The organism is Youngiibacter multivorans, assembly GCF_017873395.1.
GTDB lineage: Bacteria > Bacillota > Clostridia > Clostridiales > Clostridiaceae > Youngiibacter > Youngiibacter multivorans.
In genome coordinates, this window is the sequence record NZ_JAGGKC010000023.1 from 1 (window position 1) to 22633 (window position 22633).

The 22633-nt window shown below is 45.7% G+C and carries 20 protein-coding genes and 1 other annotated feature; of the genes, 19 read left to right on the top strand and 1 reads right to left on the bottom strand.

Going from position 1 to position 22633, the window contains the following annotated elements; all coding sequences use genetic code 11:
• The 5 genes from J2Z34_RS12505 to mnmA form a co-directional block, all read left to right on the top strand.
• Window positions 1-2015 (top strand): COG1361 family protein (locus J2Z34_RS12505; RefSeq protein WP_209460208.1); only part of this gene is annotated, 2015 nt, incomplete at its 5' end.
• A 276-nt stretch (window positions 2016-2291) separates the two neighbouring features.
• The gene (locus J2Z34_RS12510) at window positions 2292-3563 is read left to right on the top strand and encodes a replication-associated recombination protein A (protein WP_209460209.1); all 1272 of its coding nucleotides are present in this window, start codon (window positions 2292-2294) and stop codon (window positions 3561-3563) included.
• Between the two features lie 61 nt (window positions 3564-3624).
• On the top strand, window positions 3625-4068 hold the full coding sequence (locus tag J2Z34_RS12515; protein WP_209460210.1) for an RrF2 family transcriptional regulator: 444 nt from the start codon (window positions 3625-3627) through the stop codon (window positions 4066-4068).
• Window positions 4065-5228 (top strand): cysteine desulfurase family protein, encoded by a 1164-nt coding sequence (locus tag J2Z34_RS12520; RefSeq protein WP_209460211.1) that lies wholly within the window; start codon window positions 4065-4067, stop codon window positions 5226-5228. The genes J2Z34_RS12515 and J2Z34_RS12520 overlap by 4 nt, the downstream gene beginning before the upstream one ends.
• 43 nt (window positions 5229-5271) lie before the next feature.
• Window positions 5272-6345, top strand: coding sequence for a tRNA 2-thiouridine(34) synthase MnmA (gene mnmA / locus J2Z34_RS12525; protein WP_209460212.1), 1074 nt, complete (start codon window positions 5272-5274; stop codon window positions 6343-6345).
• A gap of 155 nt (window positions 6346-6500) precedes the next feature.
• On the opposite strand, the gene J2Z34_RS12530 is transcribed toward mnmA, so the two are convergent.
• The gene (locus J2Z34_RS12530) at window positions 6501-7955 is read right to left on the bottom strand and encodes an ATP-binding protein (protein ID WP_209460213.1); all 1455 of its coding nucleotides are present in this window, start codon (window positions 7953-7955) and stop codon (window positions 6501-6503) included.
• Between the two features lie 365 nt (window positions 7956-8320).
• Between J2Z34_RS12530 and J2Z34_RS12535 the strand changes: the two genes are divergently transcribed.
• From J2Z34_RS12535 to udk, 14 genes are all read left to right on the top strand, one after another.
• Window positions 8321-10129, top strand: a complete 1809-nt coding sequence (locus J2Z34_RS12535) for a dockerin type I repeat-containing protein (protein ID WP_209460214.1) — start codon at window positions 8321-8323, stop codon at window positions 10127-10129.
• A gap of 119 nt (window positions 10130-10248) precedes the next feature.
• Complete coding sequence (locus J2Z34_RS12540) at window positions 10249-10608, top strand: VOC family protein (RefSeq protein ID WP_209460215.1); 360 nt, start codon at window positions 10249-10251, stop codon at window positions 10606-10608.
• 59 nt (window positions 10609-10667) lie between these two features.
• Window positions 10668-10841, top strand: a binding site (T-box leader).
• A 75-nt stretch (window positions 10842-10916) separates the two neighbouring features.
• Window positions 10917-13544: an alanine--tRNA ligase gene (alaS, locus tag J2Z34_RS12545; protein ID WP_209460216.1), complete on the top strand. Its 2628-nt coding sequence runs from the start codon at window positions 10917-10919 to the stop codon at window positions 13542-13544.
• Between the two features lie 96 nt (window positions 13545-13640).
• Entirely contained in the window at window positions 13641-13898 is a 258-nt protein-coding gene (locus J2Z34_RS12550; protein WP_023386421.1) for an IreB family regulatory phosphoprotein, read from the top strand.
• Window positions 13899-13965: 67 nt separating this feature from the next.
• Complete coding sequence (gene ruvX / locus J2Z34_RS12555; RefSeq protein ID WP_209460217.1) at window positions 13966-14397, top strand: Holliday junction resolvase RuvX; 432 nt, start codon at window positions 13966-13968, stop codon at window positions 14395-14397.
• A 4-nt stretch (window positions 14398-14401) separates the two neighbouring features.
• Entirely contained in the window at window positions 14402-14668 is a 267-nt protein-coding gene (locus J2Z34_RS12560) for a DUF1292 domain-containing protein (protein WP_209460218.1), read from the top strand.
• Window position 14669: 1 nt separating this feature from the next.
• The gene (locus J2Z34_RS12565) at window positions 14670-15152 is read left to right on the top strand and encodes a Fur family transcriptional regulator (RefSeq protein WP_209460219.1); all 483 of its coding nucleotides are present in this window, start codon (window positions 14670-14672) and stop codon (window positions 15150-15152) included.
• Complete coding sequence (locus J2Z34_RS12570) at window positions 15152-16819, top strand: ribonuclease J (protein WP_209460220.1); 1668 nt, start codon at window positions 15152-15154, stop codon at window positions 16817-16819. The genes J2Z34_RS12565 and J2Z34_RS12570 overlap by 1 nt, the downstream gene beginning before the upstream one ends.
• Before the next feature lie 11 nt (window positions 16820-16830).
• Window positions 16831-17181: a YlbF family regulator gene (locus J2Z34_RS12575; protein ID WP_209460221.1), complete on the top strand. Its 351-nt coding sequence runs from the start codon at window positions 16831-16833 to the stop codon at window positions 17179-17181.
• A 92-nt stretch (window positions 17182-17273) separates the two neighbouring features.
• Window positions 17274-19085: a translational GTPase TypA gene (gene typA, locus J2Z34_RS12580; protein WP_245250724.1), complete on the top strand. Its 1812-nt coding sequence runs from the start codon at window positions 17274-17276 to the stop codon at window positions 19083-19085.
• Between the two features lie 10 nt (window positions 19086-19095).
• Window positions 19096-20115, top strand: a complete 1020-nt coding sequence (gene mltG, locus J2Z34_RS12585) for an endolytic transglycosylase MltG (protein ID WP_209460222.1) — start codon at window positions 19096-19098, stop codon at window positions 20113-20115.
• 15 nt (window positions 20116-20130) lie between these two features.
• Entirely contained in the window at window positions 20131-20775 is a 645-nt protein-coding gene (locus J2Z34_RS12590; protein ID WP_209460223.1) for an O-methyltransferase, read from the top strand.
• Window positions 20768-21988, top strand: a complete 1221-nt coding sequence (locus J2Z34_RS12595; RefSeq protein WP_209460224.1) for a peptidase U32 family protein — start codon at window positions 20768-20770, stop codon at window positions 21986-21988. Before J2Z34_RS12590 ends, J2Z34_RS12595 begins: the two co-directional genes overlap by 8 nt.
• 20 nt (window positions 21989-22008) lie before the next feature.
• Window positions 22009-22626, top strand: a complete 618-nt coding sequence (gene udk / locus J2Z34_RS12600) for a uridine kinase (RefSeq protein ID WP_209460225.1) — start codon at window positions 22009-22011, stop codon at window positions 22624-22626.
• Window positions 22627-22633 lie beyond the last annotated feature (7 nt).

The window sequence follows — 22633 nt, forward strand, 5'->3', positions numbered from 1 at the left end:
ATGGACAGGGAACCTTGGTAACTGGTGGATTGATACCAGTAGGAGGATCGTATAGCGGAACATTCACAGCGTTCCTGGCATCAGACTCGTTGACACCACACTACAATGTGACAACAGCAGTCGGAACGGACGATGACGGAACAACAGATACCGCAACTGATGACGAGACCGTAACCTTCGATGATGTGGCACCTGATATTCAGGTAACAAAGACAGCGGATCCGACACACGTACCAGAGACAGGCGGAACCGTAACCTTCACAATCCTTGTAGAGAACATAGGAGTGGAGGACGTAACGCTCACCAGCCTTACTGACAGTGTATTCGGAGACCTGAATGGACAGGGAACCTTGGTAACTGGTGGATTGATACCAGTAGGAGGATCGTATAGCGGAACATTCACAGCGTTCCTGGCATCAGACTCGTTGACACCACACTACAATGTGACAACAGCAGTCGGAACGGACGATGACGGAACAACAGATACCGCAACGGACGACGAAACAGTAACCTTCGACGACGTTAAGCCACTTATAGCGATCACTAAGGTACCGTCACCATTGGAAGTACCAGAGACAGGCGGAGAGGTAACCTTCACGTTTGTTATAACCAACACAGGCGTGGAAGAAGAAACGGTAACCTACCTGTATGACGATAAACTCGGAAATCTTCTGGCAGCAGCGAAATTACAGAACGGTGGAAATGACATAGTGCTTGCACCAGGAGGTGAGTTCACCTTCTCGGTAAATAAGACTCTGGAATCGGATTTGCTGATAGACCACATCAACACAATAGATGTAACGGCAGTTGATGATGATAATTCGGAGGCGACAGCAACAGCGACGGCAACAGTAACGTTTAGCGACGTTGCACCAGTGATTGAAGTAACCAAGACGGCAAACCCAACAAGCGTACCAGAGACAGGCGGAGATGTAACATTCACGATTACGGTCAAGAACATAGGAACAGAGCCTGTAACATTGATCGGAGCTGTCGACACGGTATTCGGGACAATCGATGTGAGCCTGTTCGACAAGCAGTACCTAAAAGTTGGTGAAGTTGCGACCTATTTGTTCACTGAGTGGATTGACGGAGATTATGAAGGTGGAATACCACATCATAATGTTGTTACGGTAACAGCTGAAGATAATGAGGAAACAGAGGATTCGGATGATGATGAAGAGGATGTGAACTTCACTGATGTAACCGCAGATATCGATGTTGAAAAAGAGGTCAGAGTATCATATGGTGGCGACTCATGGAGTGATTGGGCCGATGCAGATGATCCTACTGGACCAATAGTAGTAGAGGGATACCTGGTTGAATTTAGGTTTACAGTAACAAATAACTCGCCGGTAACGTTATATAACTTCTCACTTACAGATAACGTTTATAGTCTTGAAGGTTTAATAATACCTGAAAGTCTAGTTCCGGGTGTACCACTTGTATATACGATATCAACAACTGCACTGCTTGGACAGCATACAAATACGGCTACAGCAAGTGGAGAATTCACTGATGGGGCAGGAAATGTAGAAACTGACACTGACACAGATGATGCTAATTACTACGGAATATCAAAAGGACAGCCGAGCATCCAGATAGAGTATCTGATGATTTCTGCAAGTTCAGTTAGCGATACTGCCAGCGGTAGCTTCAGGATTACAGACCAGAGTACAGCAGCAAAGGTTCCTGATGGTGCTTTAATAGTACTGAAGGATTTTGGTTTGGACTGGACAACTAAAGCTAAGAAGGCAAAGGTATATACTGATATTGAAGCAACTGGTTGCACATTCTGGGTAGTATCAAAGGAAGGAGTAGCTCTGGATGTACCAGAACAGATTATCCCTAATGTACCATATATCTTTGATGAAGAGATTATCATAGAGTATGAGTGCACATTTGCTGATAAAGTACTGGCGAAGGGTGCATCACTCAAGGGCACAGCGTGGGCTACAATCTACGGCAGACCTGAAATGACATTTACTTACAGCAGCACGACGATTGTCCAATAACGGCTTGAAAGGTTGGAACAAGCGGATGATATCGCATAATGTGATGTTGTCCGCTCCAGACTAAAGATATCAACAAAGGATAAATCAAATTGGCGGGAGATGATCCCGCCAATTTTTAGTTAATGCAGTTTTTTCCAATTCAGACTTATAGATTTGATTCAATTTTAGTTATTGCATACTATTTCGTAGTTGGTAATTCAATTGTTTGAACTTGTTTATCAAGGCATGGAACTAATGCACATTGTTTTTGGTATAATCATCATAGAGGTGTTGTTAATGGAACCGCTTGCCAGTAGAATCAGACCGAGAAGTCTCAAGGATGTATTGGGACAGAAGCACATAATAGGGGAAGGACGTCTTCTTACTTCGATGATAGAGGGGAAGTCCCTCATGAACATGATATTCTATGGACCTCCCGGGACAGGGAAAACTACTGTTGCCAGGCTTCTTGCCGACCTTACGGAAATGAGGTTCATAAGCCTTAATGCTTCAGTTGATTCACTTAAGGATGTCAAGGCTGCCCTTGAAGAGCTGAATATGCTTACAGGATACAAGGGGATAGTCTTATACATAGATGAGATTCATATGTTCAACAAGCGCAATCAACAAATCCTCCTTGATTATATGGAAAAGGGCCGGATTGTGCTTATTGGAAGTACTACTGAGAATCCTCATTTTGCAGTATTCAAGGCTCTGGTGTCCCGAGCTATCATAGTTGAATTCAAGCCGCTTTCATTCAGGGATGTCCTGGATGGACTTGAGAGAGGGGTTGAATTCTACAAGGAGGAAGCAGGTAAGAACAGCATTGTCCTTGATAAGGGTTGTCTGGAGTCCATGGCTTCAATGGCTGACGGAGATATGAGGAAGGCGCTGAACAACCTTGAGCTCGTGCTTGTTTCAAAGGACAGGACAGGAGTTGAAGATATCAGCATAACTGTCGCTGATGTGGAAAGGGTACTTCAGAGGAAGGTAATGAACTTTGACTCTGATGGAGATGTCCATTATGACCTGTTGTCTGCCTTTCAGAAGTCAATACGAGGCAGTGACCCGGATGCTGCACTAGCATACCTTGCGATGCTTATCAAGGGTGAAGACCTGATTTCGATAATAAGGAGGCTTCTTGTCATATCAGCTGAGGACATTGGGCTTGCATACCCGCAGGCAATCACTATAGTAAAGGCCTGTACGGATGCAGCTCTGGCGCTTGGATTCCCTGAGGCAAGAATCCCTCTGGCACAGGCTGTGATACTTCTTGCAACCGCTCCTAAGTCAAATTCTGCTATAGTAGCTATTGATGCTGCCATGGAGGCTCTTGACAAGAATGCTGTTCTGGAACTGCCTCTTCATCTTCGTGATGGGCATTATGAGGGAGCAAAGGCTATGGGAAGGATGCAGAAATATGTGTATCCCCATGGCCATCCGAACAATTATGTGAAGCAGGAGTACATGCCAGAGAGTCTGAAGGGCAAGAAGTTCTACAGGTATGGCGATAACAAGTCTGAGCAGGCTGCCAAAGTGTATTGGGACAAGGTTAAGGGTGAGGAGTAAAGTTGACAGAAACAGTCGGATTTAGTAAAATTCAAGGTAACGAAGTTTGGAGGTGTCTCCCATGAAATTGTCAACAAAGGGAAAATACGGGGTTAAGGCCATGATGGATCTTGCAGTCCATAATAGTGTTACTCCTGTTTCCATAAAGAGCATATCCCAGAGGCAGGGTATTTCAGAATACTATCTGGAGCAGCTTTTCGCCCCGCTCAGGAGAGCAAAGCTCATAACAAGCATCAGGGGAGCGCAGGGCGGATATGTGCTTGCTAAGGAACCGAAGGACATTACCGTACTTGACATCATGAACATCCTAGAAGGACCTGTCGACATCTCGGATTGCCTCGAGGATGGCTGTACCAATATGGATGTATGTGCTACAAGGGTGCTTTGGAAGAAGATAAAGGATTCCATAGATACTGTCATGGAATCAGTTACTCTTCAGGACATGCTCGATGATTATGAGAACTTCAAGGGGACACCGATAAAAGAGGTGATGATCAAGAAATGACAAACCTTGTTTATATGGACCATGCGGCAACTACAAAGCTGGATAGCAGGGCTTTCGAAGCAATGGTGCCTTTCCTTACGGAGGATTATGGCAACCCGTCATCCATATATTCCATATCGAGGAATCCCAAGTCAATGCTGAGGAAGACAAGGGACATCGTAGCAAAGGCTATAAATGCGAAAAGCCATGAGGTTTATTTTACTTCAGGCGGTACCGAAGCCAACAACTGGGCGATAAAGGGAATTGCAAGGGCAAACCAGTCCAAGGGAAGGCACATAATATCCCAGAAGACCGAACACCATGCAGTTCTAAGCGCGCTTGACAGCCTTGCCAGGGAAGGATATGAGATTACTCTTCTTAACGTAGACAATGAAGGCCTCGTTTCTCCAATGGAGCTTATGCAGAAGATAAGGCCTGATACAGTACTTGTTACCATAATGGCAGCAAACAATGAGATTGGGACACTCCAGCCAATCAGAGAAATAGGTAGGATTTGCATGGAAAAGGGAGTCTACTTCCATACTGACGCAGTACAGGCTGTGGGAGCCATAAGCCTGGATGTTGAGGAAATGTGCATAGATGCACTTTCAATGTCTGCCCATAAGTTCTATGGACCCAAGGGTACTGGAGCACTTTATGTCAGAGGCGGTATATTGATTGATAACCTGCTTGATGGAGGCTCACAGGAAAAGGGTCGTAGAGCAGGAACGGAGAATGTTGCAGGTATAGCAGGAATGGCAAGGGCGCTTGAGATAGCTCTGGAGCTCGGTGATGAGGAAAACCTCAGGATAGCCAGGCTTAGAGACAAGCTTACAGACGGGCTTCTCCAGATACCTTTCGCGAAGCTTAATGGGCCATCTGGAGCAATGAGGCTTCCGAATAATGTTAATGTCTCCTTCGATGGCATAGAAGGAGAGGAGCTTCTCGTATCTCTGGACATAGCAGGTCTATTGGCATCATCCGGCAGCGCATGTACTTCAGGTGCCCTTGACCCATCTCATGTCCTTATGGCCATCGGGAACGACAAGGAGCTTTCAAGAGGCAGCCTGAGGCTGACTCTTGGCAGAGAGAATACAGAGGCAGATGTGGAGAAGGCAATAAAGATCATCGACTCTACCATATCAAGGCAGAGGGCCCTGAGGAACGGCAGAAACAGGTAACTGATATGAAACAAGTGACAGAGGATACAGGTGATTAAATTTTATGAACAACAAGGTAGTGCTTGGAATGAGCGGAGGAGTAGACTCCTCCGTTGCTGCGTATCTCCTGAAGCAGCAGGGCTATGAGGTCATAGGCGTGACCATGCAGGTCTGGCAGGATGACGAGGGATTCAAGGAAAGGGAAGGCGGATGCTGTTCACTGTCCGCGGTTGACGACGCCAGGATGGTGGCAGATACCTTAGGGATTCCATTCTATGTGATGAACTTCAAGGAAGTGTTCAAGGAAAAGGTAATAGACTACTTCATAGACGAATACCTTGATGGGAAGACACCCAATCCATGCGTAGCATGCAACAGGTACATCAAGTTTGAAGAGCTGCTGGAGAGGGCTGAAGCATTGGGGGCATCCTATGTTGCCACCGGACACTATGCTAAGATCTACGAGAAGGATGGAAGGATGGTCCTTGAGAAGGCTGATGACGACACTAAGGACCAGACTTATGCACTCTATAACCTTACCCAGGAGCAGCTGAGAAAGACCCTCATGCCATGCGGTGAATATACAAAGAAGAGGATAAGGGAGATTGCCAAGGAGATGGACCTTGGAGTACATTCCAAGCGTGATTCACAGGAGATCTGCTTCATCGATGACAACGACCATGGCAGGTATATCTACGAAAAGAAGCCTGAAGCCAGGATAGAAGGCAATTTTGTTGACAGGAATGGAAAGGTTCTCGGAAAGCATAAGGGAATCGCTTATTATACAATTGGCCAGAGAAAAGGGCTTGGATTGTCGCTAGGAAGACCAGTATTCGTATCAGGAATCGACAGGGACAAGAATGAAGTCATACTTGGTGACGAGGAGGACCTTTTCAAGGATACCCTTGTTGCATCAGACCTGAATTTCATCACGATAGAAAAGCTTGAAAGCCCGATTGCTGTAAGAGCGAAGATAAGATACTCCTCAAAGCCTGCAGAATGCACAATTTACCCTGAAGGAGACAATGTCAGGGTCATCTTCAAGGAAAAGCAGAGAGCTATAACCTTAGGGCAGTCGGTTGTTTTCTATGACGGCAACCTGGTGCTTGGCGGCGGAACAATAGTTGAAGTAATTTAGAACTAGAATTAAGAGAACCTCCTGCATCTATCGATGATTGAAGTTCTCTTTTTTGGTTCTTATTATGCGGTCTTTATCCCACTCTCAAATCCCATTCAACAAAAGGGTGAATACCAGATATTCTGATGGTCGAAGACTTCATCAAAAGATGATAGTCATGATATGGTCACGAATCTTTGATTCTTGCTCTTTGGTTTTTCAGGTAAGGTAAACCTTATTTTGTTGCTTTCAATCAGAGGGTTGACATACCTTGTGATGACATAATAAGGGGAATCCATTCTAAGGAATGATGCGATCTCTTCCCTTGAACGCGGTGTCCTGCAGAAGACAAGGATTCGCTCCGATATATCCATATAGCTTCCGAAATCTGCTTTGACAATAATATCTGCTGCCTGCCCGTTATAAAGGGTAACCTTGAATCGGCCATGGCTATCGGTAAATATGGGTGGCTTCAATCCAGCCTTCATCATTTCATTCATAATGGTTGGGATCCCGGAAAATCTGTTTTCAGTATCTATAAGGACCTCAAGCGCACCTGCTATGAATGGATTTCTTGTGTCTGCAGCAAGCTTTCCAAGATCTGACAAGCGTGTCCTGCCATAAAGACCACCTGGATTTTCAATTTCGATCCTGTCACGGTACAATATCAGCCGTATTGGGGAAGCATCGGTATGGATGCTATAGTCCCTGTGTATAAGGGCATTGAGGATAATTTCCCTGATTGCAAGAAGAGGGTATTCCGGTTTGTCAGATCTCTTTCCATATTGGTCAATAATAGTTGTGGTCCGTGTGTTTCTCCTAACGAACGCAATGGCATCTTCAAGCATCTGAGGTATTCTGCCGTCTATTCTTTGGTTGTCGATAAAGCGTTCATGGTTAGGACCAGTGTCCCCGATTTCAGTTCCAGGCACAACAACGGCAGTTATTGAAAGTTGAGGGAAATAGGCCTGAGGAAATATTGAAAGCATAAGTACGCCAACGATTGTAGGCTTTCCACCGTCAACCATGCCTTGAAGCTGGAGAATGCGAAAATCGTCAAGTATCGCAAGATTAGGTTTGGACTTTCTGATTTTCTGCAGATATTCTTCAAGAGCAGTCCTGTCAAAATCATCAATCGAGGCTCTCTCGACAATGCGGAGTTCGTCCTGGATTTTTCGTCTGAAGGCCTCATAGCTGTAGATTTCGTATTCAGTCATTTGCTGGTCGGATTCGCCAACCCTAATGTATGAACCACGCAATCTGCCGGTACCCTTGTAGAAGCATGGTTTGTCATAGATTTCGCACTCGGAAATTTCAGCGCTCACGATTTGCTTTCCACCAATCTCAGCGACAGTGAATACTGGTCTGACATTAGGCTGCATCTGCAAAGCCTGGTTTGTTACCTTCATCTGGAGGTCCTGAACATCATATACACCCGATACTGAGAATCCGTTCTTTTCGCTGATGCCGAAAATTATTATTCCTCCCCCAGATTGGTTGGAAAAACTGGATAACGTATCGTAAAGCCTTTCTGATGCTCCATGTTCTGAACTCTTAAGTTCAATATTCTGCATTTCGCATTTGTTCTTTATTATTTCATTTGCGAGTGTTATAAGTTGTTCAGGAAGCATATTATCACCTCTATGTTAATTGTAAGATTTTACTTAAATAATTACAATAATTTACGTAAATTATTTGCGTAAACTAAATACGTAAATTCAGTAATTTGTGTAATTTAATATTGAGCAGCATAAGGCCTAAGAACAAGATTTGAATTCAGGCTTTGTTATCAACTAAAATTTTGAATATTTGATATATTTATTATTCCATAATGGACTAAGTAATAATCAAGATGATTTATCTGACCCAATGAAAATTCGCCATATATTAACCGATACTACATAGCACATTTCAATATTTAAGTTAATATATAATCAGAAAATTCAGATTAAGATACAGGTGCTTCAAGCGACCTGTTTCATGAGGAGGGTCTGACATGGAAAGTATGAACGGTCATCTGTCTAAAAGGCATCAGCTCAGATTCTGCTTTCTGGTGCTTTCGTTTCTGACATTCATTATGCTGACTCCGTTCAAAACCGCTTTGGCTGAAGGTGAAGTTCTTCCACACATACATGCCTGGCCACTGGAGGATGTAGTGAATTTCTCATCTGATGGTACGGATGGAATGAACTGCACCATTGAGTTATATGACTCTCTGGAAAATCTGAAATATTCCGGCAGTTTCACATATGATTCGGGGAATCCATGGATTGATGTCATCCCTGGAGATATAGATGTTGCGGTCGGTGACAGAGCTGTTCTTTCAGGTGCAGGCCTGACAAGGGATATGATCGTATCGGATATCGCGGTCACATTGGTAGATGTTTCGGAGAATACCGTTTCCGGTACGACGAGCAGCCTATACCCGATTTATGCAACTGTATTCGTCGAAGGCGGTCCATATGGCGCAGATGGTTTTATTTCTGATGGAAACTGGTATGCCACATTCTCAGCTGTAGAATATGTACTAAAACCAGGCGATAATGGCCTCGTATCACAGATAGAAACGGACGGGGACAACACCAGCGTGAGGTGGATTGCTCCAAAGATTGCCACGATTATGGTCTTTCCATATGAAGGGTCTTTGAACTTCAGCGATGATGGCACATCAGAAGGCATCTACATGATAAAGCTGATTAGAGATGCGGAAATCAAATTTGAGGGGACATTTAATTATCCGTCTGATGAATGGTTAAGGTTTCCAGAAGGTGTGGCTATTGTTCCCGGAGACAGGATTACTGTTGAGTTCAATGGATTGTTCAGGGAACTGATTATTCCTGACCTTAAGGTGGACTTAGTGGATACCGTGAATGATAAGATACATGGTTCCAGCAATCTGGTTTCACCTGTCTTAACAACCATTTTCTTTGATGGAGGTCAGGTCAGCAGGACCTCTGAAGTGATTGATGGAAATTTCACTGCAGATTTTTCTGTAGTGCAGGGTAGCGAAGGGACATATGATATTACTTCACAGGATGCCGGAACTGTCATGCAGGTGGACACTGACGGAGACATGTGCCTGGTTAGCTTCTGGGCACCTAATCCAGCGCTCGAGGCCCACACTGATACAGAGATACTTGATGGGCTTGAGTGGAAGCCATCAAGCAATATAGAAATCAGGGTATATTCCAGTGAGACAGTATATGAAACCTTTAATGTGAACACTAATGCTGAAGGCTTTTTCGAAGTGGACTTCGGTTCGTTGGGAATCGACCTGCACGGCGGACTTAAGCTTATGGTGACTGATGGAATGATAGACAAGGTCTTCATTCTCAGCGCCCTAAGATTCATATCTGCTGATGCTGAGAATGACCTCGTAAATGGCTATATCGAGCCTGGTTCATATGTCCAGGTAATAGCGGGCGAAGAAGGTTTTCCGATATTCAGAGAGCCTGTTCCAGACAGTGAAGGCTATTTCATTGCTGATTTTTCAGTGCCTGACGCAAGCGATGAAAACACTTTTGATATTATTATAGGAAGCGTGGGTGGCCTCAGGACATACGACGGAAACAATAATGCTACCATGGTAATGTGGAGTGTTGAGAAGCCTATACTACCCGGCGATGTGAACGATAATGACATCGTAGACAAGAATGATGCAAATCTCATACTGAGATATCTGGCAGGAAGATTAGTCCTTAGTGACAGGGAGCTTCTGGCTGCAGACTACAATCTGGATGGTATTGTTGACAAGACAGATGCAACTTTGATACTTAAATCCCTTTCAAAGGGCAAAGTCAAATGACCGTGAGTACCCGCATTGTAATATGCGGGTACTGCTTTTGCTAATTTATTTTCCATTATCAATATTGGTGGATGATAGTGTATGATATAGGAAATGGTTAATATTTGGGGGGTTAATGTATGAAGTATTGCTGGACTACGCTGCATGTGGATGATATGGAAAAGTCGGTTGAGTTCTACAACGGTCTGCTTGGATTACCGATTAACAGAAGGTTCAAGGCAGGACCGAAGATGGAGTTTTGTTTCCTTGGGGATGGTGATACACAGGTTGAGCTTATCTCAGAGGAAGGCTGCAAGGTGTCGCATGGAGATGATATTTCGATTGGGTTCATTGTTGAATCCATGGACAAGATGATAGAATTGCTTGATAAAAAGGGAATTCCAGTGCATAGCGGACCGTTTCAGCCAGGACCAGGAGTAAAATTCCTGTTCGTGAAGGATCCCAGCGGGGTGAAGGTCCAGCTTGTGGAAAACCTTTGATGATAGGGAGTTTGGCCTATTGACAGATAGCTCTGCATTATCTATAATTTTATAGTAATATTCCGGCAATGAAGAGGATGAGTAGTCGTAAATTTTACCTTAAGAGAAAGGGTGGTTGGTGAGAACCCTGATGTAAATTATGATGAAGCTGCCTTGGAGCTGATTTTTCGAAAGAGATGGACATATGTCCATAATTAGGGTGGTACCGCGGAAGCATAGCTTTCGTCCCTTGTCTGGGATGAAGGCTTTTTTTGTTTATCTGTCTTATATATGTGTGTTATATGTAAAAGAAAAATTGGAGGTACGAAATGAACAGGCTAAGTACAAGCGAAATAAGGGAAAGATATCTGAAGTTCTTTGAAGGAAAGGGACATCTTGTCCTTGACTCATACCCGCTGGTTCCGAAGGATGACAAGTCGCTGCTTCTCATCAATGCAGGAATGGCTCCGCTCAAGGCATATTTCACAGGAGTGAAGACTCCTCCTTCTACAAGGATCGCGACATGCCAGAAGTGCATAAGGACTGGAGACATCGACAACGTGGGCAGGACCAAGAGGCATGCCACGTTCTTTGAGATGCTCGGGAACTTCTCCTTCGGAGATTACTTCAAGGAAGAGATCATTCCTTGGGCGTGGGAGTTTGTCACAAAGGAGCTTGAGATACCTACTGACAAGCTTTATGTGACTATATATTTCGAGGATGACGAAGCCTTCGAGATATGGAAGAACAAGACAAACATAGATCCTGCAAGGATCTTCAGGCTTGGAAAGGAAGATAACTTCTGGGAGATCGGAGTGGGACCATGCGGACCATGCTCAGAGATCCATTACTACAAGGCTGATGGAGTGGTTACGACTACTGAGGAATTCATTGAGGCTGGAGAGAGAGATGAGATGGTTGAGTTCTGGAACCTTGTCTTCACGCAGTTTGACAAGGATGAGGAAGGTAACTACAACAGGCTTGCAGCTCCTAACATAGACACAGGAATGGGTCTTGAGAGAATGGCGACCATCATGCAGGGCGTGAAGTCCATATTCGAGATAGACATACTTAAGAACATCATCGAGAGCGTCGTGGAGATAACCGGCAGGACCTACGGTGAGGATGAGAAGACTGACATAAGCATAAGGATAATAGCAGACCATGCAAAGAGCGTAGCCTTCCTCATAAGTGACGGAGTGCTTCCTTCAAACGAAGGAAGAGGCTATGTCATGAGAAGACTCCTGAGGCGTGCTGCAAGGCACGGTAAGGTGCTTGGGTCCAAGGGTAAGTTCCTTAACCATGTCATTGAGGCTGTCATAGAAAGCTACAAGGATGCATATCCTGACCTTTTGGATAGAAAGTCATACATAAACAAGATCGTTGCGCTTGAAGAGGAAAAGTTCCTCGAGACAATAGACCAGGGAACTGAGCTTCTTAACGGATATATCGCAGAGACTTCAGGCGACGTATTCAGCGGAGCTCATGCATTCAAGCTTTATGACACATACGGATTCCCGCTTGAGCTCACAGAGGAGATCCTGGCCGAGAAGGGCATGAAGGTTGACTTCAAGGCTTTCAAGGAAGAGATGGAGCTGCAGAGGCAGAGGGCAAGAAGCGCCAGGGGCGAGAGCAACTACATGGGCGGAAGCCTTCAGGGCATAGACACCTTCTCTGAGCACTATGAGACTGAGTTCGTTGGCTATAATGTCCTTGAAGCGGACGTCGAGATAATTGCTGTTTCAGACGGAGCGATCGAGGTCGAAAAGCTTTCAGCAGGAAGCAATGGCTATATAGTTACAAACAAGACGCCATTCTATGCTGAAATGGGTGGTCAGGTAGGGGATACAGGACTTGTCACTGGAAAAGGCTTCAGAGCTGAGGTCACTGATACCAGAAAGAGCAGGAGCGGCAATACTGTACATGCTGTAACTGTTATCGAAGGTGAGCTTTCATTGGGAGAGGCTGTCCTTTCAGTTGATAAGGCAAGAAGGACATCAATACAGAGAAACCATACTGCAACACATATACTGCATAAGGCGCTGAAGATAGTTCTGGGAGACCATGTCAACCAGGCAGGATCCATTGTCCTTGATGAGAAGCTGAGGTTCGACTTCAACCATTTCCAGGGAGCGACGGCTGAAGAGCTTAAGAAGATCGAGGAAATCGTCAATGAGGAGATCCTTATGGCAATGCCGGTAAAGACTGACATCATGGACATGGTGGAGGCTAAGAAGAGCGGAGCCATGGCCCTGTTTGACGAGAAGTACGGCGACGAGGTCAGGGTCCTTTCAGTAGGTGACTTCTCGAGGGAGCTTTGTGGTGGAACACATGTAAGGAACAGCGGAGAGATTGGTCTCTTCAGGATAGTGTCTGAATCCGGAATAGCATCGGGAGTCAGAAGGATAGAGGCAGTAACAGGAATGAACTCATACAGGCTTTCCATTGCAAAGGAGGAGCTGCTTGAGTCAGTGGCAGAGACCCTGAAATCAAGTGAAAAGGACCTGCTTCAGAAAGCTTCTGCAAATGTTGCTGAGCTTAAGGCAAGGTCAAAGGAGATCGAGGAGCTTAAGAGAAGCCTTTCGAAGGGCTCCATAGATACACTCATATCCTCAAGGGAGGATATAGGTGGTGTTTCCCTTGTTCGTGGAGAGGTAAAGGATGCAGATGCATCGGCTCTCAGGGAGATAACTGAGAAAGTTCTGGACAAACTCAAATCAGGCGTGGTAGCATTGGCTTCGGTGGACGGACAGAAGGTGAATTTCTCCGTAATGGTATCAAAGGACCTGACAGCAAAGGGGCTCCATGCAGGAAAGATGATCAAGGAAATAGCTGCAGTAGCTGGTGGAGGCGGTGGCGGAAGGCCTGATATGGCTCAGGCAGGCGGCAAGAATCCTGAAAAAACTGCGGAAGCTTTACAGTTAGTTCATAAACTTATTGAAACGGTAATCAAATAATACCGGTTCAAGGTGTACATTCACCCCCAAATAATTTATAATGTAATGTATAGTAGTTTATTAGTGGGGGGTGAATCTGCTTTTTTGCAGGTGAATATGAGCAATAAAGATAATACGATGCAGTTCGACTTTGAAAGAGATAAGAAGGATCTTACCAAGAGCATCTTGGAAGAGGTCTACAATGCTTTGAAAGAGAAGGGCTATAACCCAGTGAATCAGCTTGTCGGATACATAATCTCCGGAGACCCCACGTATATCACAAACTACAACGGTGCAAGGGCTCTTGTGAGAAAACTCGAAAGGGATGAAATCCTGGAAGAGGTTTTAAAATCCTATTTAAATATCAAAGAATAGGAGGGATACCTGACGGGTATCCCTTTTTTAGAGATTCAAGCACGAATTAGGAAAGGTCAAATTATTTATGAGGTATGCAGGACTGGATGTTGGAACAAGAACAATCGGCGTTGCAGTGAGCGATCCCTTAGGCTATACAGCCCAGGGCATCACCACTGTGAAAAGGAAATCCATGGAGGATGACCTTGCCGGGCTCTCGAAGATTTTCTTAGAGTACTCGGTAACAGGCATCGTTGTGGGACTACCCAAGAACATGGACGGGACCATTGGGCCTCAAGCCCAGATGAGTCTTGATTTTGGCGCCTTCCTTGAAGAACGCACAGGCATGAAGGTAGAATTCTGGGATGAGAGGCTTACTACAAGAGCCTCGCACCGAATAATGCTGGAAGCGGATTTTTCAAGGAAAAAGAGGAAGTCGCTTGTCGACAAGATTGCAGCAACTTTCATACTTCAAGGATATTTAGATAAAATAAGCAGCACTATTCAAACAAAGAGGTGAAACCATGGAAGATATGACTGACATCATCCTGCTTACGGACGATGAAGGAAACGAGGTCGAGGTCGAGGTTGTAACGAGACTTGAGATCGAAGATACTGAATACTATATTGTATCTCCTGTTGGCGAAGACGAGGAGCCTGTTTTCACAGCGCTCAGAGTTGACTACGATGAGGAAGGGAATGAATTTTTCCAGAGCGTCGAGGACGATTCGGAGATAGCGATGATCGAGGAAGCCTACAGCATGATTTTCGAAGACGAGGAACTTAACTGAGATGCAGGGGAAGCTATCCGGAGAGGACATCAAAAGAGTCACGGAGCTGCTTCGAAAAAGCGGCTATAAGCTAACCCCGCAGAGACAGGCGATAGTGGACACGATAATCTCAAGTGTGGGAAACCACCTCACTGTTGAAGAGCTTTATGCTCTGGTGAGACTTAAGAAGCCTGAGATTGGACTGGCTACGGTATACAGGACGGTTATTCTAATGAACGAGCTGGGACTTGTTTCAAGGCTCGATTTAAAGGACGGCAGCGCCAGGTACGAGATGACGAGGATTGAGGAAAATCATACTCATCATCACCTAATATGTACCCGGTGTTCTCGTGTGTCCGAATTCATGGGAGACCTTCTTGAACCGATAGAGCATGTCATCGAAGAGAAATACAACTTCATAATCAAGGATCATAGCCTGAAATTTTACGGTATTTGTGAAGAGTGCGCTAAAGAGGAAAAACTCAAGGAGGAAAAATTAGTTTAATGAGAAAAGAAAAAGACAAGATCAAGATAATACCTCTTGGCGGAATCGATGAAATCGGAAAGAACATGACAGTAATAGAGTATAAGGACGAGATCGTGGTAATCGACTGCGGACTTAAGTTCCCGGACGATGAGATGTTCGGAATTGACGTGGTAATACCTGACGTCACATACCTATTGAAGAACAAGGACAAGGTCAAGGGGTTCTTTATAACACATGGTCACGAGGACCATATCGGAGCCCTGCCATATATATTGAAGCAGATCAACGTGCCAGTTTATGCAACGAAGCTGACACTCGGACTACTCAAGATAAAGCTCAAGGAGCACAATCTTCTTGACGTGGTTGAGCTTATTACTGTAAAGCCAACTGATGTAATAAAGTTCCAGAGGCTGTCAGTTGAGTTCATAAAGGTCAACCATTCAATAGCTGATGCATCAGCCATTGCAATCCATACACCGCTTGGAGCCATAGTCCATACAGGAGACTTCAAGGTTGACTTTACACCGGTTGACGGTGAGGTCATAGACCTGCAGAGGTTCTCTGAGCTTGGCAGGAAGGGTGTTCTGGCGCTTATGGCGGACAGCACCAATGTTGAAAGAAGAGGCTACACTCTCTCAGAGAGCACTGTAGGCGAAAGCTTCAGGAAGCTGTTCATGGGAGTTGAAGGCAGGATAATCGTCGCAACCTTTGCGTCAAATATCCACAGGCTTCAGCAGATAATGGAAGCTGGAATTGCCCAGGGCAGGAAGATAGCTGTATCAGGCAGGTCAATGGAAAACATTATCCCTGTTGCAAGCGAGCTTGGCTACCTGCACGTAGATGAAAGCTCCATGATAACAGTGGACCAGATCAACAAGTATCCTGAGAACCAGGTGCTGATCATAACTACAGGAAGCCAGGGTGAACCCATGGCGGCTCTGTCTAGAATGGCTGCAGGACTCCACAGGAAGGTCCAGATAAAGACAGGGGACACAGTGGTATTCTCATCATCACCTATTCCAGGCAATGAGAAATCCGTGTTCAATACCATAAACCAGCTTTACAAGCTTGGAGCGAACGTGATATACGAATCACTGGCAGAGGTCCATGTTTCAGGACATGCATGCCAGGAAGAGATTAAGCTCATCCATACATTAGTAAGACCAAAGCACTTTATACCTGTACATGGCGAGTCAAGGCACCTTAGGGAGCATGCGGACCTTGCGTTCAATCTCGGACAGGACAGGAACAGCATCGTGATTCCAGAGAACGGCGATGTCATTGAGTTATCGAGGGACGGAATTAGGAAGAACGGCACAGTGGCTTCAGGTCATGTGTTCATTGATGGCCTTGGAGTCGGAGATGTAGGAAAGATAGTACTGAGGGACAGGAAGCTTTTGTCTGAAGATGGAATAATAACTGTTGTAGTTACCATGGAAAAGGAAAGCGGTATGGTCGTTTCAGGTCCTGACATAATATCGAGAGGCTTCGTATATGTCAAGGAAGCCGAAGTCCTCATGGAGAACGCAAGGCTTGTAGTCAGGGAAGTCCTTGATGAATGCGAAGAAAAGAGGATCAGCGACTGGAATGTGCTTAAGACAATGATCAAGGATTCGCTCAAGTCTTATCTGTATGAGAAGACCAAGAGGAGGCCAATGATCCTGCCAATCATTATGGAGATTTAAGGGGAGGTATTATGACGAATATTTTTGACAAGGTGAATGAGTTCGCCTCAGTCCTTAAGGACCATGATGATGTGGTAGCGTACAGGAACGCTGCCAGGAAAATCGAGTCTAATCCTGAAAAGCAGAAGATGCTGGAAGATTTCAGGAAGATCCAGATTGCTGCATACTCGGAATCTGTGGAAACCGGCAAGGTAACTGATGAGACGAACGAGAAGATGCAGAATTTCGCTTCAATCATACAGATGAATCCTGACATCAATGAGTATCTGCAGGCTGAGATGAGGTTCTCGATACTATTCGAGGATATCATGAAGATAATAACCGATGCAGTCGGCGTCAACATGCTTGGCCCCGAAAGATAACAGCTGATTGGATACCTTTGGTATCCAATTTTTATGCAATGAGAAATCTAACCGTTTCCATGTGCCACATGACCCAAACAATGGAGGAAAATATGTATAAAAGAGAAGATGTAAGAAACGTAGCAATTATCGCCCATGTCGACCACGGCAAGACTACACTGGTTGATGCTCTGCTCAGGCAGTCCAACATATTCAGGATAAATGAGAAGGTCGAGGAAAGGGTCATGGACTCTAACGACATCGAAAAGGAGAGGGGAATAACCATCCTTTCCAAGAATACTGCTGTTCACTACAAAGGCACAAGGATAAACATCGTAGATACACCTGGTCATGCAGACTTTGGCGGAGAGGTTGAGCGAGTCCTGATGATGGTTGACTCAGTGCTTCTTGTTGTTGACGCATACGAAGGTGCAATGCCTCAGACGAAGTTCGTCCTTAAGAAGGCTCTTGAACTCGGACTCAATCCTCTTGTTGTTGTCAACAAGATAGACAGGAAGGATGCAAGGCCGCTTGAAGTAATTGACGAAGTATTCGACCTGTTCGTGGAGCTTGGAGCAACAGACGAGCAGTGCGACTTCCCTATAATCTATGCTTCGGCAAGGGAAGGATATGCCGCGCTTGACCTTGATGATGACATGATCAGCATGATACCTCTCTTCGAGAAGATCATTGAATTCGTAAAGCCGCCTGAAGGAGACCTTGATGGTACTCTTCAGATGCTTGTGACAACCCTTGATTCAAGCGAATATGTGGGAAAGATAGCCATAGGAAAGATAATAAGGGGAAGAGCGAAACGTAACCAGCAGATAGCAATAATCAGCAAGAACGGGGATCTCAGGAAGACAACCATATCCAGCATGTATCTTTATGACGGCCTGAAGAGGGTTGAGACTGAAGAGGCTTACCTTGGAGACATAGTAGCGATCTCAGGCCTTGGTGATGTATCCATTGGAGATACTGTTGCTGATGCAAAGGATCCGGAGGCACTGCCGTTCGCGCACATAGACGAGCCTACACTATCCATGAACTTCATGGTCAATGACTCGCCATTTGCTGGTCAGGATGGAACCTACGTGACTTCCAGGCACCTTCGCGACAGGCTCTTCAAGGAGCTTGAGACTAACGTTTCACTTAAGGTAGTTGAGCTCAGCCCAGATTCCTATGAGGTTTCAGGAAGAGGTGAGCTTCATCTTTCCATACTCATCGAGACCATGAGAAGAGAAGGCTACGAGATGCAGGTCTCAAAGCCAAGGGTAATAATGAAGGAAGAGGACGGAAAGACTTTAGAGCCTATGGAATACCTCACAATAGATGTTCCTGAGGAGTTCATGGGACCTGTCATGGAGAAGCTCGGGCCAAGAAAGGCCGAAATGGTGAACATGACATCAGCGATAAACGGCTATACAAGACTTGAATTCGTGGTACCTTCCAGAGGACTTATAGGTTTTAGAAGTGAACTCATGACTGACACCAAAGGAAATGGTATAATGAATCATGTGTTCCATAGTTACGATAGGTATAAGGGTGATATACCCGGAAGATCCAGGGGAAGCCTTGTAGTCTTCGAATCTGGGGAGGCAATAACTTACGGATTGTTCAATGCGCAGGAGAGAGGAAATCTCTTTATCGGAGCTGGAGTTCCAGTATATTCAGGAATGGTATGCGGAGAGTGCTCCAGGGCAGACGATATCGAGGTCAACATATGCAAGAAGAAGCATCTGTCAAACACCAGGTCTTCAGGTTCTGACGAAGCTCTGAAGCTGGTTCCTCCAAGAGAAATGTCTCTCGAAGCCTGCCTTGAATTCATATCAGATGATGAACTGGTGGAAGTTACACCGCTTAATATCAGGATCAGAAAGAGATATCTGGACCACCTCGAGAGGAAGAGGGCGGCCAGGAAGTAGGGGGATCGGATTGAAGAAATTTTTGCTTGTTCTTTTGATCATCGTAGTTGTTTTTGGTGGAGCAGGTCTTTTCGGCTGGAATTATTATAACGGCATAGGTGAAAATCCTTTGAAGTCTGATTCTGATAAGGTCATAGTTACCGTTGAGAGGAATGCTACGCTTAACGGCATATTCGATGACCTGGCAAAAGCAGGAAACCTTAGAAGCCTAGTACTCACAAAGCTTTACATGATGCAGCACCCGCTGAACACAAACATCAAGGCGGGTACATATGAGGTGCCGACTGATGCCACCCTCGAAGAGTTTGTCAAAGAGCTCAGGGAAGGCAAGAACATCAATGAGATCACAGTAACCATACCGGAAGGCTATACCATCGAAAGAATGGGCAATGTTTTCGAGGAAAAGGGGCTGTTCTCAAAGCAGGAATTCATCGATGCCGCAAAGGCCTACAAGCATCCTGACTGGATAACCAATGTGGAGTCCAGAAGGTATGCAATGGAAGGATTCCTGATGCCGGATACCTACAAGTTTGAAAAGGGGATCACGCCTGAATATGCACTGGATGTCATGCATAAGGCATTCGTGAAGAAGATGGGTGCCATACTGAAGGAACTTGGAATCAATTCACCGAACACAAGATGGAACAGGATAGTCACGATTGCTGCAATGATTGAGAGGGAAGCTGCCAATGCAGGGGAGATGCCCACCGTATCATCTGTAATCAAGAACAGGATAGTCAAGAGGATGAGGCTGCAGATTGACGCTACGGTAGTCTATGCCCTCGGAAAGGAATCAACCGACAAGGTCACACTCGAAGACCTGAAGGTTGATTCACCATACAACACCTATGTGGTGAGCGAGCTTCCGGTCGGACCGATAGCTAACCCAGGCGAGGCGGCCATCAGGGCAGCTCTTCAGCCTGCTGACACTAACTTCATCTATTACGTGCTTGACCCGAAAGCAGATGCCCATTTCTTCACTGCAAACTACAATGAGTTCCTTGCGAAGAAGGCTGAGTTCGGCAACTAGAAAAGAAGGATTGCAATGGACAACATCACATACCCACACATAACTGAATATATAGAATCCCTGGTCGGTGAGACCGGACTTGGACATCTTGAGAAGTATGCGGAGGAAAACAGCGTCCCTATTATACAAAAGGACGCTCTTGGCCTCCTTCTCTTCATGGTAGGGATGAAACGGCCGAAAAGGCTCCTTGAGCTGGGAACAGCCATTGGATATTCTGCCATTGCCATGGCACTGGAATCGCCTGAGACAATGATTACAACGGTGGACCTGAATGCCGGCATGAAGGAAAAGGCTGAAGAAAACATAAGGGCTGCAGGTCTTTCAGACAGGATAGAGGTAGTGCTTTCGGACTGTATGGACTTCCTTAATGAAGACCATGGCAAGTTTGACCTTGTCTTCATAGACGCAAGGAAATCCCACTACATGGAGTACCTTGAGCTAAGCCTTTCATTGCTCAATGAGGATGGACTCATAATCGTTGATAACGTCCTTTTCAGGGGCCTTGTTCCCGATGGGGAAGAATTCCCCAGGAAGTACCGTGCGACGGTATCGACACTCCGGGAATTCACAAGGACCATATCTGAAAGGGAGGACCTGTCAACCGCCATCATACCTATTGGTGACGGCGTGGCATTCATAAGGAGGAAACCAAATGTTTAAACCGGAGCTTCTCGCCCCTGCAGGAAACCTAAGCAAGCTTAAGACTGCAGTGGACTACGGAGCGGATGCCGTGTACCTGGGTGGCAGCAGGCTTAACCTCAGGGCATTTTCCGATAATTTTACATACGAAGAGCTGGAGGAAGGGATCAGGTATGCCCATGACAGGGGCAGGAAGGTATACGTGACTCTTAACGTATTTCCGCACAACAGCGACATGAACGGTCTTGAGGATTACCTCAGGGAGCTTCATGCCGCGAATGTGGATGCTGCCATAGTGTCCGATCCCGGCATTATAATGACAGCAAGGCAGGTAGTACCTGAGCTTGAGCTCCATCTTTCCACGCAGGCGAACAATGTGAACTGGAGATCTGCCATATTCTGGCATTCCATGGGAATCAAGAGGATAGTCCTTGCCAGGGAGCTGAGCATGAAGGAAATCAGGGAAATCAGGGACAACATACCTGAGACACTGGATCTTGAGGCCTTCGTACATGGATCCATGTGCATGGCTTATTCAGGCAGATGCCTGCTGTCAAACTACATGACGGGCAGGGATGCAAACAGGGGCGCTTGCGCTCAGCCATGCAGGTACAAGTACCATCTGGTGGAGGAGACGAGACCCGGAGAGTACATGGAGATCATGGAGGATGACAAGGGAACCTATATAATGAACTCAAAGGACCTTTGCATGATCGAGCATATTCCTGAGCTCATGGAGTCTGGAATAATGTCCTTCAAGATAGAAGGCAGGATGAAATCCGAATTCTATGTTGCGGCCATAGTAAAGGCTTACAGGGAAGCCATAGACAGCTACGTTGCCGACCCTGCGAACTATACCTATGACCCGGCCTGGATGGAGATGCTGTCAATGATAAGCCACAGGCAGTACTATACCGGATTCTACTTCGGGAGGGGCAACAGTCAGGTTTACGAGAGCAGCTCATATGTCAGGGACTATGACATAGTAGGTGTGGTTGCCGAGGATGCGAAGAATGGCAGATACGTTATCGGACAGAAGAACAGGGTCTATCCCGGAGACACCGTAAAGGTGCTGAGGGCAAAGGGGCCTGTAATAGATACTATAATAGATAATTTTGAGGATGAAGAAGGAAATATGATCAACGTGGCCAACAAGGCTGCCATGGTGTTTTCAGCGACCTCCACCAGTCCGCTGATGTACGGCGACATGCTGGTGCTGGAAAAGAAAGACTGATATCTCAAGGAGTGATTGATATGAAGAAGCCTATCCTTATCGGTATAGCAGGCGGTACCGGCTCAGGCAAGAGCACCGTCGCAAGGGAAATCTTCAGGAGCTTTCCTAGTGAGAAGATCTGCATCATAATGCAGGATTCCTATTACAAGGATCAGTCAAGCCTGTCCTTCGAGGACAGGATAAGAACCAATTACGACCATCCGAACGCATTCGACACTGAGCTGCTCATAAGGCACCTCAAGGACCTTCTTGATGGCAAGAAGATCGAGAAGCCGATTTACGACTTTACTGTGCATAACAGGAAGGCTGAAGTCGAGATTGTTGAGCCAAGGGAGATAATAATCCTGGAAGGTATACTCATACTTGATGACAAGGCACTGAGGGACATGATGGACGTAAAGATATACGTAGATACCGATGCGGACCTGCGCATCCTTAGAAGGCTCGTCAGGGACATCAGGGACAGGGGCAGGACAATGGAGTCCGTAATAGAGCAGTACCTTACGGTTGTAAGGCCCATGCATCTTCAGTTCATTGAACCGACGAAGAGGTATGCGGACCTTATAATCCCTGAGGGTGGAAAGAACAAGGTAGCCATTGACGTGCTAGTGGCTAAGATAAGACAGCATCTGGGATAAGGTGCAT